This is a genomic window from Streptococcus porcorum (genome assembly GCF_053203725.1).
In genome coordinates, this window is record NZ_JBRUDG010000010.1 from 33,813 (window position 1) to 50,011 (window position 16,199).

Sequence of the window (16,199 nt, forward strand, 5' to 3'; positions counted from 1 at the left end):
TTAAAGTTATCAAGAACAGCCTGACAAACTGTTCTATCAATGTCGTCCATGTTATCTATTTCATTCCCATATCTATATTGGTAGATATATTCACCATCACGTTTTATTGTCAGAATTCTAATCCAAGCACCGTCTATATTTCTCGGGTCTGTTGTATCTTCACGGAGAAATTCACAAACGTAATGCCTATCACCAACCGTTCGAGTCATTATTTCCCACATCTTACTTTACCTTTTCCACGATATCTATTCCATATAAAACATTCAGGCAACTGCCATTTTCCCACTTAACTAAGAGTGAGCCAATGTCATCCACTCCAATAACTGTACCAAGTGTTCCTTTAGGAACTGGATGTGGATCATCCATTTTTACTAATCTAACCTTTGTACCAACCGGATAGATTGTCTTTAGGTTATTGAAAATTTTTGTGTCCATGTTATTCTCCAAACATATCGAATGCCCACTTGACAGCGTGACCAAGATCCGTAACAATTATTGATTCCATGTATATGCGATTAAGTCGGCATTCAAATAGTTCAAATTCTTCAAGGCTATCAACGATTTCGTAAATCTCAACTACTGTTTCTTTGTCTCCTTTGGATGCAACGATAACCCATTCCTTGTAAGGAATGATGCTTGCGGTTGTTGGGTAGATTTCATAGAGTTTTTCAAGTGTTGTTGTCATGGTTTTGTTCTCCTCTACTTTTGTTGTGTACATATTAACTCTAAAGGAGACTTATATCCAGTCATTAATAGATTATTTTGAAGATATATTTGATAATTATTCGTTTGCTAATATGGAAGTCGCTTCAGCAAAGGTCAAAGTCTGTCCATCACGCAATACCGTTACGTTATCATTTCCTGTTGACTCTATAAAACGTTTTACAATGACATCCACAAACTTCTCATCCAACTCAATGCCGTAACAAACCCTTCCAGTTTGGTCTGCAGCCATTAGGGTTGAACCAGAACCAAGGAATGGATCTAGGACAAGCGTCCCACGCATCGATGAATTTTGAATTGGATAGGCCATCAGAGGAATTGGTTTCATCGTTGGGTGGTCTTTACTTGATTTTGGACGGTCATATTCCCAAATGGTTGTCTGTTTACGGTCACTGAACCACTGATGTTTTCCCTTTTGTTTCCAACCAAAGAGACATGGTTCATGTTGCCACTGGTAGGGACTACGCCCAAGAACTAATGAGTTCTTCTTCCAAATACAACACCCACTGAGATAGAAACCTGCATCTTTAAATGCCTTTCGGAAGTTCAGTCCTTCCGTATCTGCATGGAATACATAGATTGAACCATCAGACTCCATATGTTTTTCTACTTGAGTGAACATATCAAAGAGAAACTGGTAAAAGTCACTATCAGGCATATTGTCATTGAGAATCTTTCCAGCTGTTTCTTCTACATTAACATTATAGGGAGGGTCAGTCACAACCAAGTTTGCCTTTTTATCACCTAACAGTTGGTCATACGTTTCAGCTTTAGTTGAATCGCCACAAATCACTCGATGCTTACCAAGTTGCCAAATGTCACCTCGTTTTGAAAAGGTCGGTTTCTTCAATTCCTCTTCAACATCAAAGTCATCATCTGATAGGTCTTTATCATGGACATTTGATAGGATATCGTCAATTTCTGGTGGTTCAAAACCAGTCAGGTCGAGATTGAAATCTGACTCCTGTAAATCCAAAAGCAAGTCCGCCAAAAGCTGGTCATCCCATTGACCGGTGATTTTATTAAGGGCAATGTTTAAGGCCTTTTCATCTTCCTTGGATAAATCGACAATGACACATTTGGCAGTTTCATAGTCTAAGTCCTTCAATACAGTTAATCGTTGATGGCCACCAATAACCGTCAAATCTTTATTGACGATGATGGGGTCAACGTAGCCAAACTTGAGTAGGCTTTGCTTAATCTTTTCATACTCCTTGTCACCCTTTTTGAGTTTTTTTCGAGGATTGTAAGAGGCTGGGTGTAGTTCAGATAATCGAATCTCTCTAATTTCCATTGTTGGTTGACTTGTCATTGGTTTCTCCTTTATAAAATCGTGATTGAATGTAACACGAATGGCTACAATATTTTCTATTTGGATTGGCATAAGATAAAAATAACCTACCACATTGTTGGCAAGTCAAATCTTCATATGCGGTTTTTGATTTATCGTGTTCGTCAGAATGAGTGGTCCACCAAACCTTACGACACTTATCCGAACAGAACTTCTTTGGTCTTCCAGTTTTTTGGATTGATAGTAGCTGATAACACTGTTGGCAGCGAAGTCCATCATTCTGGTCGGCTTTTGCCATCTGCTTTGTCGCAGCACCATGACCAAGCAATGCTGGATTTCGTTTACAGTATTTCTTAACGGAATCTCTAGACAGTCCTGTAGCCTTACCGATTAAGCCATAGCCAAGACCTTCTGCTCGCATTTTCCAGATTTGTTTGCGTTGACTTTCGTCCATTTGTTTTCCTTTCCAGCAAAAAAGGACTAAAAACAACTATTTTCTACATTGTTTCTAGCCTTTTTCACTATTTTATTACTAAAATGACATACTTGGGAACGCTACATCCCCACATTAGAAACGTGATAACGGTGGGAAGGAACGTCAAAATGAAGCGATTTTAATGTACCCGCTTGCGAATTTTGCGAAATTGCACGTTTGAGGGGGCGTCGGTCTTTGTGCCACAAGGGTTTAGAGATTTTGTCCCCCCTCCCCCATAGGGTTAAAAATTGGATACTTTTGTAACGAAACTCCAAGACTAAAATCGATACGTATACTCCACATATCGGTCAGTCGTCTTGGTCTTCCTGTCATGACAAGACTTACAAAGTGCTTGCCAGTTAGATTGATTCCAAAAGAGGTCTTGGTCACCTCGGTGGGGTTTGATATGGTCAACCACTGTTGCTTTGGTTAATCGACCTTTGAATTTGCATTGAACACAGAATGGATGAACTTTTAAGTAACGAAGTCGTACTTTATTCCACTGGGCATTGTATCCTTTGGCTTTGGTTGACTTGGTATCCAGTTGGTAGTTTGCTTTATGGTTCTCACAATACTTGTGACCATAAGGTACTAGGTTAGGACAACCATTTTGTTTACAAGGTGTGCTTGGTCTTCTTGGCATTTTTCCTCCAAAGAAAAAGCACAATTATTCTAGGTAATTGTACTTTACTAATCTATTTATTGCCCTACAAAACAACGTCCATTCTCTTGGAAAATTATTATCCCCCGAGCAATTGTAGGTTCTTCCATTCATGACAAATGATACATTCCACTGAGTACCATCTAAAATCTCCATCTCATTTGAATAATATTCCTTCCATTCAGATATTTTCACACGTTTTAATTGATTTAAGAAGAAAAATAATCGGAGATTGGAGATTGTTATTATCTCTGCTTCTGTCTCAGGAAATTTTTGGATACTTACCAATTTTTCTTCTACGTTAATGTCAATTGAAATCATCGGCAACATGAAACTAAAAAGTGATACGGTTATAGAGGATACTTGAGGATTGGGCATATGAATACTTTATTATTTTTCATTTTTTTAAACTATTTAATACTAATGTCTTTTATAATAGCTTTTCATATATTATATAATCAATCTTTATAAGTCCTTTTATAAATTTCTTTTCTACCATTTTCGATAAATTCCTGTTTAATATTTTTAATTCCATAAACAATAGTTTCAATAGGATAATATTCTTCAACTATATCTTGATATTCTTTTGCTTTCTCAATATCTATATTTCCATACATTCTTAATATATCTTCTCCAAAATTTGTTCCTATTTCTTCTTCACTATCTTCAAGTAAGTATATAAAATCACAATATTCATCTATAATTCCAGAATCTCCAAAATCAATTATTCCAGTTAATCTATTATTGCCATCTAACAATAGATGATTACAACTAAAATCATTATGGCATAAACACTTTTTACCCTCAAAAACTGTTGTTGCATTTAGTCTTTCCATAAAACTTTCTATATAATCTTTTTCTATATCAGTTAAATCATTATAAATAGTTTCACGCAACAATATATACTCTTCTAATACATTTTGTTTATTATCAATAGTACATTCACTAATATCTGTATAATCTAAACCGTGCATTTGTCTTAAAAAACTGGCAATATCTCGTTTTAACAAATTTTGTTCTTCTTCTGACATAGTAGAATAAATTTCTGGTGTTAAAAAAGTTCCTTTAATTTCTTTATAACCTAGTATAGATAATTCATCACTAATATACGAATATTCAATATTAGGAATTTTTACATTAGTTTCTAAATTTGTATTTAAAAAATTATATATTGCTTTTTCTTTTGCATAACCTTTTTTCTTATTAGTACTAAATTTTGTTTTAAAAATGTATTCATTATTAACTAAATATGCCACACTATCATAACCACTACCGATTATTTCAATACTATCTACTTTGAAATTATCAAAGTAATGCTCAATTAAATATTTCATTGCCTTAACATTTGTGGCATTATCATCATATCTATATTCCATTAAATAACAATCTTCTTTTTTGCCCTCGTGTAATTCATGTTCTGGCAAATCTTCAATAATTCTAAAACCAGATTTTTGGTATGCCCTTATTGCTCTTGGATTATTTTTATGAGGGTCTAAAATAACTGCATTAGCATTTCTTTCTTTTTTCAAAAATTCAAAAATCAATTTAATATATCTTGTACCAATTCCTTTACTCCAATAATTTGGCTCTCCTATAAATTGATCCATACCATAGACTATCTCATCAGTTTTTGGATAATGATAATCAGTATATAACTCATCATACATTTTATATATTTGTCCATATCCAATAGGAACATTGTTATATTCAATAATTACTCTAAAAACTTCATCTTCCCAAGGCTCTGTATAATGTTTTTTTAATGATTCTAATGTATATTTTTTATCTCTACCACCATAAAATTCTAATACTCTTTCATCAGTTAACCATTTTAACATCAAAGGAAAATCATCATCTATTAAAGTTCTTATACATATTTCATTTTCAACTATATTCATTTATTTATCACCTTTTTCATAATCATATACATATACTATTTCATCTTTATAATCATTTTTACCACCTAATTTTTCATATACATGGCAAGCTCTAGGATTACCTTTATCAGTTATTAAAAACATTTCAGAACAACCAATCTCTTTAGAATATTCCTTAATAAAAGATAATAATTTTGAACCATAACCTTTGTCTTGATAGTTAGGTAACATTCCTATTGAGTGTAAATAAAACATTGTTTTTCCATCAGGTCTTAAAAGTGTATAGCAATATGCAAATCCTATAATTTTATTATTTTCTTTAGCTATAAACCCAAATGAACTGGTATCATTAAGAAATCCTTTTAAATTATCAATATCAAAAACCATATTATCATCAATTAAAACTTCTTCCATCTGAATACTCCTTTACTCTCTCAATTATATCACTATTTCTCCCAAGGAAGATAACCTTTTGTGAAATGCCCAAAGCAAGTTGTCTTGGTGTAATCTACATTCAAGAGATCAAGTTCCTTAATGATACCTCGTGGTGTTAAATCATAACGCTCACGAATCATTCCTTCCAGTTGTTTTGCGGTGTAGCGACTGGTTCCAAAGGTTTCTACATGCACCGACACAGGTTCTGCAACTCCAATGGCGTAGGCTAATTGTACTTCACATCGTTTCGCATACCCTTCTCGAACAATATCCTTTGCAATCTTTCGTGCCATGTAGGCACCGGATCTGTCCACCTTGCTTGGGTCTTTTCCAGAGAATGCACCTCCGCCATGATGTGCAAAACCACCGTAGGTATCCGCCACAATTTTTCGACCAGTAACTCCAGCATCCGCAAATGAACCACCAAGTACAAAGCGACCTGTTGGATTGACTAGAACTTTGAAATCTAAATTCTGACGGTAACGAAGTGCTACTGACATCATAGCTTCAGTCACAATTCGTTTCACTTTGGCAAGGTCAGCCGTTTCGGTATGTTGGATGGAAACTAAAAAGGTATCAATCCGTTTCTTATCATAGTCGTAGGATACCTGTGCCTTAGCATCCTTTCCAAGTAAGGGGTGACCAAGCGACATCAGTTTCTCAAGGACTCGGGTTGCTAGAACATAAGGAAGTGGCAGGTACTCAGGAGTTTCGTCTGTCGCATAACCAAACATCATTCCTTGGTCACCAGCACCACCATTATCTACTCCTTGTGCAATATCTGAGCTTTGGAGCCCAAGTAAATTTGTTACTTGGACGTTCTTCAAACCAAGTGGCTCGACAACCTGACGAACAATGTTCTCGAGATTAAAGTAATGTCTTGTCGAAATTTCACCAGCTACTATAACCTGGTTATCTTTGATTAAGGTCTCAACTGCCACTCGACTTGATTTGTCAAACTTGAGACACTCCGTCAAAATGGCATCTGAAATCTGATCACAGATTTTATCTGGGTGTCCAACCGACACCTGTTCACTAGAAATAATCATAATTCCTCCACGCAAAAAGCCCAACCGTCTGGCTAGGCTTTGTGTTTATTTTACTGAATTTCTGCCTTCTTCGTAGGCTCGTTCGAGTGCTTTTTTAATTCCCCAAACTGGAATGTCGTAGAAATCAAGGTTATCGCTCCAGCGTTGTTCCAAGGTTTCAACTTGTAATTCCTCTTGAGCAATCCTTGTAAAAATCGCATCCAGTTTTTCTTGTTGGCGTTCTGTCATTGTATTGGTCTCCTCTTCTTTTGTTGTGTACATATTAACTCTAAAAAGGAGATATATCCAGTCATTACTGGGTATTTTTTATCTTTTTTGACACTTACAATTCTACCACAAATTTTGACAAAGTGAGGTCAATGTTAGGTCACACTTAGTGCAGGGGGAGGTTACTGGTAGGTCAAAGGTAGGTCAGGGAGAGGTTACTTCTCCAAAGAAAATCCCATTTTCATATACACTTCCCTAACATGGTCTAAGACCTTACGTCGCCAATTTCTAACAGTACTTCGACTAATATGAAACTCTCTCATCAAACTATCCCAATTACTATCTGTCTTAAGCATGGATTGCGCAAAATCATACAAATCTCCCTTTAGAAATTTTAAAGCCATCTCAAAATTATCAAGATCATTAGCCAATCGAATATACCGTTGCGATAAATCCGCCAATTGTTCCTCATTTTCCTGAATCATCTTCTCACGAAAATTCAGCGCAATCATCTCTGACCGTTGATTGATAGGTGTACTTTTAACTCTAGGTTCATCAGATTTTTCAAAAACGAGTGAACCAATAACCTCATTTTCTGTCACTGGTTTGAAATGTTCCAAACGATACTTTAACATCTCCAAGTCACTTTTGAGTTCATTGTAATTCGTCAGTATGTGCTCTGCCTTATCCATCTGCCCCTCCTACTTGTGCTTTAACTGCTTCAATCAGCCGTTCTTGTTGTGCATCTTTGTTTTCTAGTGCCTTTAGGATTTCTTCATCAATCGTTCCTTCAGTCACAATGTGTTGGATAACAACAGTCTCAGACTCTTGCCCCTGTCGCCAAAGCCGTGCATTCGTTTGTTGATATAGTTCAAACGACCATGTTAAACCAAACCAGACCAAGTGGTGACCGCCTTTTTGGAGGTTCAAACCATGACCTGCTCCAGCAGGATGAAGTAAGCCAACTGAAACATTACCTTTATTCCATTCACGAATATCTTCTTCTATTTTCAATACCCGACTCTTTACCTTGAGTTTTTCTAAACGACCCATAATCCGAGCCAAGTCATGTTTGAACCAATAGGCAACTAAAACCGGCTCTCCATTTGCGGATTCAAGGATATCTTCAAGGGCATCTAGTTTCTGTTCATGTAGTGGCACAACCGTATGATCATCTGAATATACTGCTCCATTCGATAACTGAACTAACTTGTTCGTAAGACTTGCAGCATTGGCAGCAGTTACTTCTAATCCATCCAACTCGGATAATACATACTCCTTCTTGAACTGGCTGTATTTCTCTTTTTCTTTATCTGTCATACGAACCAGTTTCTTGGTTGAAATCAGTTCAGGCATCTCCAGATAGTCTAATGCTTTCATGGAAATGGTAATATCACTAATCTTGTCTTGAATTTGACACTCCGCATAGTCCATGGGGATGTATTCATAGACAATATTGCCATTGCGACGACCCTCTTCAAAGTAACGACTACGAAACTCACCAATAAATCGACCAAGACGTTCCCCTCCGTCAATGACTTTAAACTCTGCGAACAAGTCCATTAGTCCGTTTGAACTTGGTGTTCCAGTCAACCCAACAATACGTTTCATATAAGGACGCATAGCCATGAAAGCTTTGAAACGCTTGGACTGCCATGACTTGAAAGAACTCAATTCATCAATTACTACCATATCCCACTTGAAATAGGGACTGCATTGTTCCACCAACCAAGGTAGGTTTTCACGATTGACGATATAGATATCCGCATCTTTCTGAAGAGCTACCTTTCGTTGCTTTGGTGTTCCCACAATTTTCGAATACCGTAAGTTACGCAACTCCGCCCATTGTTCAATCTCGTCACTCCAGACAGTATTTGCGACGCGCAGTGGGGCAATAACCAAAACCTTTGTGACTTCAAATCGGTCAAACATCAATTCATTCACTGCAGACAAGGTTGTTGCCGTCTTCCCCATCCCCATGTCTAGGATGACTGCTGCATAAGGGTGACCTATGATGAAGTCCTTGGCGACTACTTGATAGTTATGTAATGTCAATTTCATCTAGCACATCTCCAATCATCTCAATGTGGTCAAGAACATAAACCTTAAAACCTAACCGCTCAAACAGTTTATGCCTTGACACTTGTAACTTCCTTGGCTTTTGGTCGGGAGCCTTTACTTCCACCAAGCCAAACTTGCCATTGGGTAAAAACACTAGCCTGTCTGGTACACCAGAAAAAGATGGCGATACCCACTTAGGACAAATGCCTCCTCTAGCTTTCACAGACTTCACCAAAGCTTGCTCAACGTACTTTTCTCTCATCGTTCTAAATCCTTTCGTCAAATTGAAGTGTGTAGGTCTAGTGCAGTCATTTCCAAAACTCCTCTTATAGGCTTTTTTATAGTAATTTTTGCTTATAGGATAGTTTTAGAAAAGACCATAATAGACCTACACAAAATCAAAAAATGTCACTCATGTTGGTCGTTTTAATCATTTATCTGAAACCTCATTCAAAATAAGTTCCAACCATTCAGTCAACGACCTACACACCTAAATTAGTCCATCACCTCTCTTGTGGAGGTAAGGTGGCTAAAAATGCTGGTCACTAATCTAAGAAATCATAGCCATCATCAACCAATTTCAAACCAAGAATGAGGTTACCTTTACTTGTCCGTTTTCGTTTAAAACCTGCCTGATCAAGAGCAGAATAAAAATCGGTCGTACTGCGTGTATACTCCATGTTTTTGGCACAATAAGCACGATACTGACTGTATAGTTCTCCTGATTTTTCTGTCAACTGATCACCAACTTGACAGCAGTCACTAAGGAAGTGTCCTAACCAATCATTGGCCTCACGATAGGCTTTGACGGAAGAGGATACAGCAGTTGGTACTTTTGTTTTGAAGTTCGCTTTAATAGCTTTTTCTGCACCTTCTATAATCCAAGACATGATTGCTGGTGCTGCATTGTCGTACAGATAATCCGCAAAGTTTTTGATGTCAGAGCGACCAGTGATTTTGGCGTTAAACGGGATAACAAGCAAACGTCGCCAAGTTCCATCATCGTTCGCCCCTACTTTAGGCAGATGGTTGGTGTAAAGAACCAGCGTGTGTGATGGCACGAAGTGAAATGGATCCTTGTACTTTTTCTCAGCTTGGATTTCATCTGTTGAGGTAATCTGCTTAACAACGGCTGTATTGAGTCTCATCCCTTCTGCCATTTCAGAAGCAATGACCAGTCGTTTCCCTTTAAGCTCTGCAAGCTCAGGACTGACATTTCGCTTGTTTGACATGGTTAAGGCATCCGCTGATAATTTTCCTGAATAGCTCCCTAGCACACGAGCGATGGTGTTCCAAAAAGTAGACTTGCCGTTTGCCCCACCTCCGTAGGCAATAATCATATGTTCCTGATAGACCTTCCCGATGGCTGCCATACCAATAATTTCTTGAACATAATCAATCAATTCTTGGTCATTACAGAAAAAGGTAGCTAAAGTTTCCTGCCATAATCCCATTCCCTGATCACTAGGAGAGACTGCTGTCATTTTAGTTATATAATCTTCAGGATTGTGTTCTTGTGACCCATTTATTCCTTTTCGTAAATCATAGGTAGCCTCTGGCGTATTGAGTAATAAGTCATCACTATCTAATTCTGACAATTCTACTGAAAGCATTGGCTTAGCTGTGTTATATACAGCCATCAAATTCTTATAGTCACGATGTTTCATAACAAATTTATGGAACTCTTTAGCTGCTAGATAAGCTTTTAAATATTTCAACTGAAGTGGAGTTTCGACTGCATTTTCTAGACGCTTTCCACCAGCCTTAATGGTCAATTCATCAATACCTGAAGACTGAAGTTGCTTCACTGCAGATTCCAAGAGTGCATTCGCTTCAGCAAGTTGTTCATCAGTAAAGTGTACAACTGCCCCTAATGCCAACTGCTTGTTCTCACGCCAATGAGTTCCATCATAGTAAAGATAATCCGTTGCATTGGTATAAGCGAGCCTGTTCGCATACTCTCTTGCAAGAACTCCCGCTTCTCCAACATCCGAGTAATCATCTGGTTTTAATGTTTCTCTATTGAAAGCATCAGGAGCCACGTAGCCTTTAGATGTTTTTATAGTTCTGTTGTAGAATCGCACAGCACTACCCCAGATGGTATCTAACTCTGTTTTATCAAGTGGCGGTACACATTTCTGTGCCTGCTCATCAAAACCATCTCTTGCTTCTTGCGTTACACCTAAACGTTTGAGAATTTTCGCAGCAAATACAGACATCGTTGAATTACGACTGCCTTGCTGGATTGGTCCACTTGTAGGAGTATAGAAGTCTGCATCGAAATCTTCCTCGTCATCAATAGATACAGCTTGAAACAAATCTTCATCAATAATTAGCCATGAATCATGCCATATAACCTGTGCATTTGGATTTCCAAAGAAGAAACGTGCCGCATCCTTGGCATTATCATCAAAAAACTTGTATTGATTACAAAGTTCTTCCTTCATAGCTACGTAGACATCTTTATCAGTTACCTCATTGATTTGGAAGTAAATATGATATTTTGGTCTTGGAGCTTTTCCTGCCTTTGCCTGCATATGACTTCGACTAGTTACCAAGGCAAAATTGTAATCCGCAAAGATTTCTTTTAATCGCTCGACCGTCATCCATTCATCTGGATTTTCAGAATGGTCATTATCAATATCCATGACCAAAACGTCCGACTTAATGAAATTTGCATTTGAGCGTGTATTGTTTAAAAACAGCCCTGCCACATGGTCAAATTGCGCAACAGTTTGTAGCGATATTTCATCAGTAATAGTAACTTGATTGGGATAGACCGTGGTTGTCTGAACCCCATTCTGTCCTGAATGAGATAAGGTAAATTGCATTATGCACCCTCCATATTTTTGCAGTAATTTTAGAAATATATCTTCTTAACTTACTAAGTAAGAATCTGACAAATTTTTCCGCTCTTTCAGAAAAAAACATTCAAAAAAATAGAAGTTTCCTATTAAATTGCACAGGAAACTTTTTTGATATTCAAAAATTTTTTCAAATCTAACGGAAAAACATCACTTGGTTCTACTTAGTAATGTGTAAGAGGTATGTCTAAAAAAATCTCTTGCAAAGTGGAAAATTTAATAAAAACCTTACTTAGTAAGATAGGAGGACCCAATATGGCAAACGAACCATACATCGAACCTGATGATGATGTTGCTGATACTCTCATCGCTATCAGCGTCATCTCAAAACTACTCGCTCGGAAAATTATGGAGGAAGAAAACAATGAGCAAAATGAAAGAACTGAATAGACTAATTCATGATATGGAAGAAACCGCAAAGTACTACCTTCGCTTGGTGGATGAGTTCAAGAAACTCCTCACTACTGAGGATGAAACAGTACCTAAATCAAATCCACCAAAAAATGAACCACAAAAGGAAATTCAATTGGAGGATGTCCGTGCTGTACTTGCCACGAAAGCAAAAGATGGCTATAAGGAAGACGTCCGTGCTCTTCTAAATGCTTACGGTGCTTCTTCACTCTCAGCACTTGACCCAAAACACTTTGCGGCAGTACTTGAAGAAGCTGGAGGAATTGGTAATGACTAACCACGCCATTCTATCCGCATCTGCATCACATCGTTGGTTGAATTGCCCACCATCTGTTCGCCTCACCGAAGATTTACCAGACACAACTTCTGATTTCGCTCTTGAGGGTACGGATGCTCACGAGTTATGTGCTTATCTAGTCGAGAAAGCTTTGGGTAGGAATGCGCGTGATCCAACTGAGGAATTGGCATTTTATAACGATGAAATGCAGAATTGCGCTGAAGAATACCGCAACTATGTCATGGAACAAGTCGAGAAAGCCAAAGGCTACTCTCGTGTCCCTACAGTTCTTGTCGAACAACAACTGAACTTTTCCAAATGGGTGCCTGAAGGTTTTGGGACTGGGGATTGCATCATCGTGGCAGACGGACTTCTTCAGGTAATTGACTATAAGCACGGGCTTGGTGTTCTAGTTGATGCAAACCACAACCCGCAAATGATGTGTTATGCACTTGGAGCACTTGAGATGTTTGATGGACTTTATGATTTTGATAAAGTTACCATGACAATCTTTCAACCACGAAAACATAACATTTCTACCTTTGAGATGGAAAAGACTGAGCTGCTTGAATGGGCAGAAAACGAACTCGCTCCAAAAGCTGAACTTGCATTCAAAGGTGAAGGGGAAATGCAGTCTGGTAAACACTGCCAATTCTGTAAACTCAAGAATGCCTGTCGCAAACGTGCTGAGGATAATTTGGCACTAGCCAAGATGGAGTTTGCGGATCCAGCTTCCCTTGATAACGAGGACATTGCAGAGATTTTGCCTAAACTTGACCTGTTGATTTCATGGGCAAACGACATCAAAACTTATGCTTTAAATCAAGCAACAGATGGACATCCTATCCCAGGATACAAACTGGTTGAAGGTCGCTCTGTTCGTAAATTCTCAGATGAGTCAGCCGTTAGCCAAGCAGTGATTGAAGCAGGCTATGACCCTTATGAGAAGAAACTGCTCACTATCACTGCCATGACCAAACTCCTTGGTAAGAAAACCTTTAATGACCTGCTTGGTGGTCTTATCATAAAACCAAGTGGAAAACCAACTCTCGTTCCTATTGACGATAGCCGTCAAGAGATGAACCTAGCAAAAAATGAATTTAAAGAGGAATAACTATATGACAACTAAAGTAATAACAGGACCAAACACTCGCTTCAGCTACTTAAATGCCAATGAGCCAAAGTCGATTAACGGTAGCACTCCCAAGTATAGCGCCTCACTCATCATCCCAAAAGAGGATACAGTCACCATTAACAAAATCAAGGCTGCTATTGAGCAAGCCTATAAAGAAGGTGAGTCAAAACTCAAAGGCAATGGCAAATCAGTACCTGCATTATCTACTCTGAAAACTCCACTTCGTGATGGTGACCTTGAACGCCCTGATGATGAAGCTTACAAAAATGCTTACTTTGTAAATGCCAACTCGCCACACAAACCTGGTGTGGTTGACGGAAATCGTCAAGAAATCATTGATACTTCAGAATTGTACTCTGGTATCTACGGTCGTGCTTCTATTACCTTTTATGCTTTCAATTCAAATGGTAACAAAGGTATTGCTTGCGGTTTGAATAACTTGCAAAAATTGCGTGATGGTGAACCTCTCGGAGGACGCACTCGTGCTGAGGATGATTTTGCGACAGAAGACGATGATGACTTTTTGAACTAGAAAGAGAGAATTAAATTGATGATGTATACTATTTTAACTTGTACTATTATGGGCCTCTGGGTACTTATCGGACTATACTTCGGGTATATGACCATTAGAGATGACATTCGAAATGAAATTGAACGAAGGGCTAAACGAAAGAAAGAGAAACTTAGTCAAACACCACTCAGTCGAAAAAACAAATAGAACTCAAGGTGGCAGTACTTCTGTCACCTTTTTCAGAAAGGACGTACTATGCCAATTAGAGAACTCAGCATCGACATTGAAACCTATTGCGAAATTGACCTACGAAAATCTGGTGTCTATCGCTATGCGGAAGATGAAAGCTTTGAACTCCTTTTGTTTGCGGTATCTGTTGATAATGGACCAGTGACTGTTTACGACTTAACTAAGGAGAAATTACCACAAGATATCCTTGAGGCCTTGGTAGACGATAGTGTCATCAAATGGGCTTTCAATGCTTCATTTGAGCGAATTTGTCTATCCAATTGGCTCAAGAAATATCATCCTGATTTATTATTAGATGGATTTTTATCTCCAGTTTCATGGAGATGTAGCATGATTTGGTCCGCCTATTTAGGACTCCCCCTCTCCCTTGAAGGAGTTGGAACAGTTCTCAAACTCAAAGACCAAAAGATGAGAGAGGGTGCTGACCTCATTCGCTACTTCTGCGTACCTTGTAAGCCTACTAAGGTCAATGGAGGGCGAGTTCGCAACTTCCCTAATCACGCGCCTGACAAGTGGTCTACCTTTAGCGATTACAACAGACGTGATGTTGAGGTCGAATTGGCCATCAAGGAACGACTGAAAAACTTCCCAGTACCTGACTTTGTTTGGGATGAGTACCACCAGGATCAGATTATTAATGACCATGGTATTAGCATTGATTTGGATTTTGTCAAAGCTGCTATCAAAGTTGATGTAGAGAGCAAAGCTAAAATCCAAGAAGAGTTAAAAGCATTAACGGGTCTTGAAAATCCCAACTCTGTCCTGCAGATGATTGGTTGGTTGCGAGAACACGGAGTAACCACTGATTCTCTAGACAAAAAAGCTGTGAAAGAACTCCTCAAAACGGTCGATGATAAAACGGCACAAGTTCTCAAACTTCGACAGCAAGTTGCCAAATCAAGTGTGTCTAAATACCAGGCCATGATGAACTGTGTGTGTAAGGATGGTAGAGCAAGGGGGATGTTCCAATTTTACGGAGCAAACCGAACTGGTCGATGGTCTGGCCGTTTGGTACAGCTTCAGAATTTACCTCAGAACCATCTTCCTGACCTTGAGAAAGCTAGAGAACTTTTCGGAACAGGTGACTTAAATGCTACTGAGCTACTCTACGACACACAAGATACCTTATCTCAACTTATCCGAACAGCCTTTGTCCCTAGTAAAGGAAAGAAATTCATTGTTTGCGACTTTTCAGCTATCGAAGCTCGTGTACTCTCCCACCTGGCAGGAGAGAGATGGCGCAGTAACGTATTTGAACAAGGGAAAGACATCTACTGTATGTCCGCTTCTCAGATGTTTGGAGTACCAGTTGAAAAACATGGACAAAATTCTGAATTGAGACAAAAAGGGAAAATTGCAGAGCTAGCTTGCGGATATGGTGGTTCAGTCGGTGCATTGAAAGCCATGGGTGCGCTTGATATGGGACTAACTGAGGAAGAACTCCAACCACTTGTTAACTCATGGCGCCAAGCAAATCCGAATATCGTTCTCTTCTGGTGGGATGTGGACAGGGCGGTTATGACTGCTGTAAAGGACCTAATTCCAACATCTACTCACGGTATTAAATTTGAAGTAAGAAGCGGTATTCTATTCATTTCACTTCCATCTGGTCGTAAATTATCATATATCAAACCAAGAATTGGCGATAACCAGTTCGGTGGAGAGTCCATCACATACGAAGGAACTGGAACTGCCAGACGTTGGGAGAGGCTAGAAAGCTACGGTCCAAAATTTGTGGAGAACATTGTTCAAGCTATCAGTAGAGACATACTTGCGTTCTCTATGAAGCAACTAAGCTCAAATGATTTCAAGATTGTAGGCCATGTCCACGATGAAGTAATAATCGAATGTCCAATTGAACAAAAACTTGATGAAGTTGCATCATTAATGGGGATAGCACCTGACTGGTTGTCTGATATTAATCTTAGGGCTGATGGATATGAATGCTTTTTCTATCAAAAAGACTAGCAAAA

Annotated in this window: 18 protein-coding genes; 5 read left to right on the plus strand and 13 right to left on the minus strand. The window is 38.5% G+C overall.

Going from position 1 to position 16,199, the window contains the following annotated elements:
• Nucleotides 1-222: 222 nt before the first annotated feature.
• The 13 genes from ACVRWY_RS04100 to ACVRWY_RS04160 all read right to left on the minus strand — a co-directional run bounded on the left by ACVRWY_RS04100 (nt 223) and on the right by ACVRWY_RS04160 (nt 11,610).
• On the minus strand, nt 223-435 hold the full coding sequence (locus ACVRWY_RS04100; protein ID WP_024399324.1) for a DUF4314 domain-containing protein: 213 nt from the start codon (nt 433-435) through the stop codon (nt 223-225).
• A gap of 1 nt (nt 436) precedes the next feature.
• A complete protein-coding gene (locus ACVRWY_RS04105) occupies nt 437-685 on the minus strand; it encodes an Nmad4 family putative nucleotide modification protein (RefSeq protein WP_354368231.1) in 249 nt (82 codons plus the stop codon).
• Between the two features lie 96 nt (nt 686-781).
• Nucleotides 782-2,035 carry a site-specific DNA-methyltransferase gene (locus ACVRWY_RS04110; RefSeq protein WP_354368229.1) on the minus strand — a complete coding sequence of 418 codons (1,254 nt, stop codon included), beginning with the start codon at nt 2,033-2,035 and terminating at the stop codon, nt 782-784.
• Nucleotides 2,007-2,468 carry a hypothetical protein gene (locus ACVRWY_RS04115; protein ID WP_044688781.1) on the minus strand — a complete coding sequence of 154 codons (462 nt, stop codon included), beginning with the start codon at nt 2,466-2,468 and terminating at the stop codon, nt 2,007-2,009. The genes ACVRWY_RS04110 and ACVRWY_RS04115 overlap by 29 nt, the downstream gene beginning before the upstream one ends.
• Nucleotides 2,469-2,766: 298 nt before the next feature.
• Entirely contained in the window at nt 2,767-3,132 is a 366-nt protein-coding gene (locus ACVRWY_RS04120; protein WP_354368227.1) for an HNH endonuclease signature motif containing protein, read from the minus strand.
• 476 nt (nt 3,133-3,608) lie between these two features.
• Nucleotides 3,609-5,048: a bifunctional aminoglycoside N-acetyltransferase AAC(6')-Ie/aminoglycoside O-phosphotransferase APH(2'')-Ia gene (locus tag ACVRWY_RS04125; RefSeq protein ID WP_001028144.1), complete on the minus strand. Its 1,440-nt coding sequence runs from the start codon at nt 5,046-5,048 to the stop codon at nt 3,609-3,611.
• Nucleotides 5,049-5,441 carry a GNAT family N-acetyltransferase gene (locus ACVRWY_RS04130; RefSeq protein ID WP_000393259.1) on the minus strand — a complete coding sequence of 131 codons (393 nt, stop codon included), beginning with the start codon at nt 5,439-5,441 and terminating at the stop codon, nt 5,049-5,051.
• 32 nt (nt 5,442-5,473) lie between these two features.
• On the minus strand, nt 5,474-6,511 hold the full coding sequence (gene metK, locus ACVRWY_RS04135; RefSeq protein WP_354368223.1) for a methionine adenosyltransferase: 1,038 nt from the start codon (nt 6,509-6,511) through the stop codon (nt 5,474-5,476).
• Between the two features lie 45 nt (nt 6,512-6,556).
• The gene (locus tag ACVRWY_RS04140; RefSeq protein ID WP_354368268.1) at nt 6,557-6,739 is read right to left on the minus strand and encodes a DUF6900 domain-containing protein; all 183 of its coding nucleotides are present in this window, start codon (nt 6,737-6,739) and stop codon (nt 6,557-6,559) included.
• A gap of 194 nt (nt 6,740-6,933) precedes the next feature.
• Nucleotides 6,934-7,410, minus strand: a complete 477-nt coding sequence (locus tag ACVRWY_RS04145) for a hypothetical protein (protein ID WP_172005657.1) — start codon at nt 7,408-7,410, stop codon at nt 6,934-6,936.
• Nucleotides 7,403-8,779 carry an SNF2-related protein gene (locus tag ACVRWY_RS04150; protein ID WP_354368221.1) on the minus strand — a complete coding sequence of 459 codons (1,377 nt, stop codon included), beginning with the start codon at nt 8,777-8,779 and terminating at the stop codon, nt 7,403-7,405. The genes ACVRWY_RS04145 and ACVRWY_RS04150 overlap by 8 nt, the downstream gene beginning before the upstream one ends.
• Entirely contained in the window at nt 8,760-9,041 is a 282-nt protein-coding gene (locus ACVRWY_RS04155; RefSeq protein WP_024399317.1) for a VRR-NUC domain-containing protein, read from the minus strand. Before ACVRWY_RS04155 ends, ACVRWY_RS04150 begins: the two co-directional genes overlap by 20 nt.
• 283 nt (nt 9,042-9,324) lie before the next feature.
• The gene (locus ACVRWY_RS04160; RefSeq protein WP_354368218.1) at nt 9,325-11,610 is read right to left on the minus strand and encodes a phage/plasmid primase, P4 family; all 2,286 of its coding nucleotides are present in this window, start codon (nt 11,608-11,610) and stop codon (nt 9,325-9,327) included.
• 288 nt (nt 11,611-11,898) lie between these two features.
• Between ACVRWY_RS04160 and ACVRWY_RS04165 the strand changes: the two genes are divergently transcribed.
• The 5 genes from ACVRWY_RS04165 to ACVRWY_RS04185 all read left to right on the plus strand — a co-directional run bounded on the left by ACVRWY_RS04165 (nt 11,899) and on the right by ACVRWY_RS04185 (nt 16,194).
• On the plus strand, nt 11,899-12,033 hold the full coding sequence (locus ACVRWY_RS04165) for a hypothetical protein (RefSeq protein ID WP_256797823.1): 135 nt from the start codon (nt 11,899-11,901) through the stop codon (nt 12,031-12,033).
• Nucleotides 12,008-12,331 carry a hypothetical protein gene (locus tag ACVRWY_RS04170; protein ID WP_172010419.1) on the plus strand — a complete coding sequence of 108 codons (324 nt, stop codon included), beginning with the start codon at nt 12,008-12,010 and terminating at the stop codon, nt 12,329-12,331. Before ACVRWY_RS04165 ends, ACVRWY_RS04170 begins: the two co-directional genes overlap by 26 nt.
• Nucleotides 12,324-13,445, plus strand: coding sequence for a DUF2800 domain-containing protein (locus tag ACVRWY_RS04175; protein ID WP_354368216.1), 1,122 nt, complete (start codon nt 12,324-12,326; stop codon nt 13,443-13,445). Before ACVRWY_RS04170 ends, ACVRWY_RS04175 begins: the two co-directional genes overlap by 8 nt.
• Nucleotides 13,446-13,449: 4 nt before the next feature.
• The gene (locus ACVRWY_RS04180; protein WP_046391433.1) at nt 13,450-13,998 is read left to right on the plus strand and encodes a DUF2815 family protein; all 549 of its coding nucleotides are present in this window, start codon (nt 13,450-13,452) and stop codon (nt 13,996-13,998) included.
• 234 nt (nt 13,999-14,232) lie between these two features.
• Nucleotides 14,233-16,194, plus strand: coding sequence for a DNA polymerase (locus ACVRWY_RS04185; RefSeq protein ID WP_354368214.1), 1,962 nt, complete (start codon nt 14,233-14,235; stop codon nt 16,192-16,194).
• The last annotated feature ends 5 nt before the right edge of the window (nt 16,195-16,199 follow it).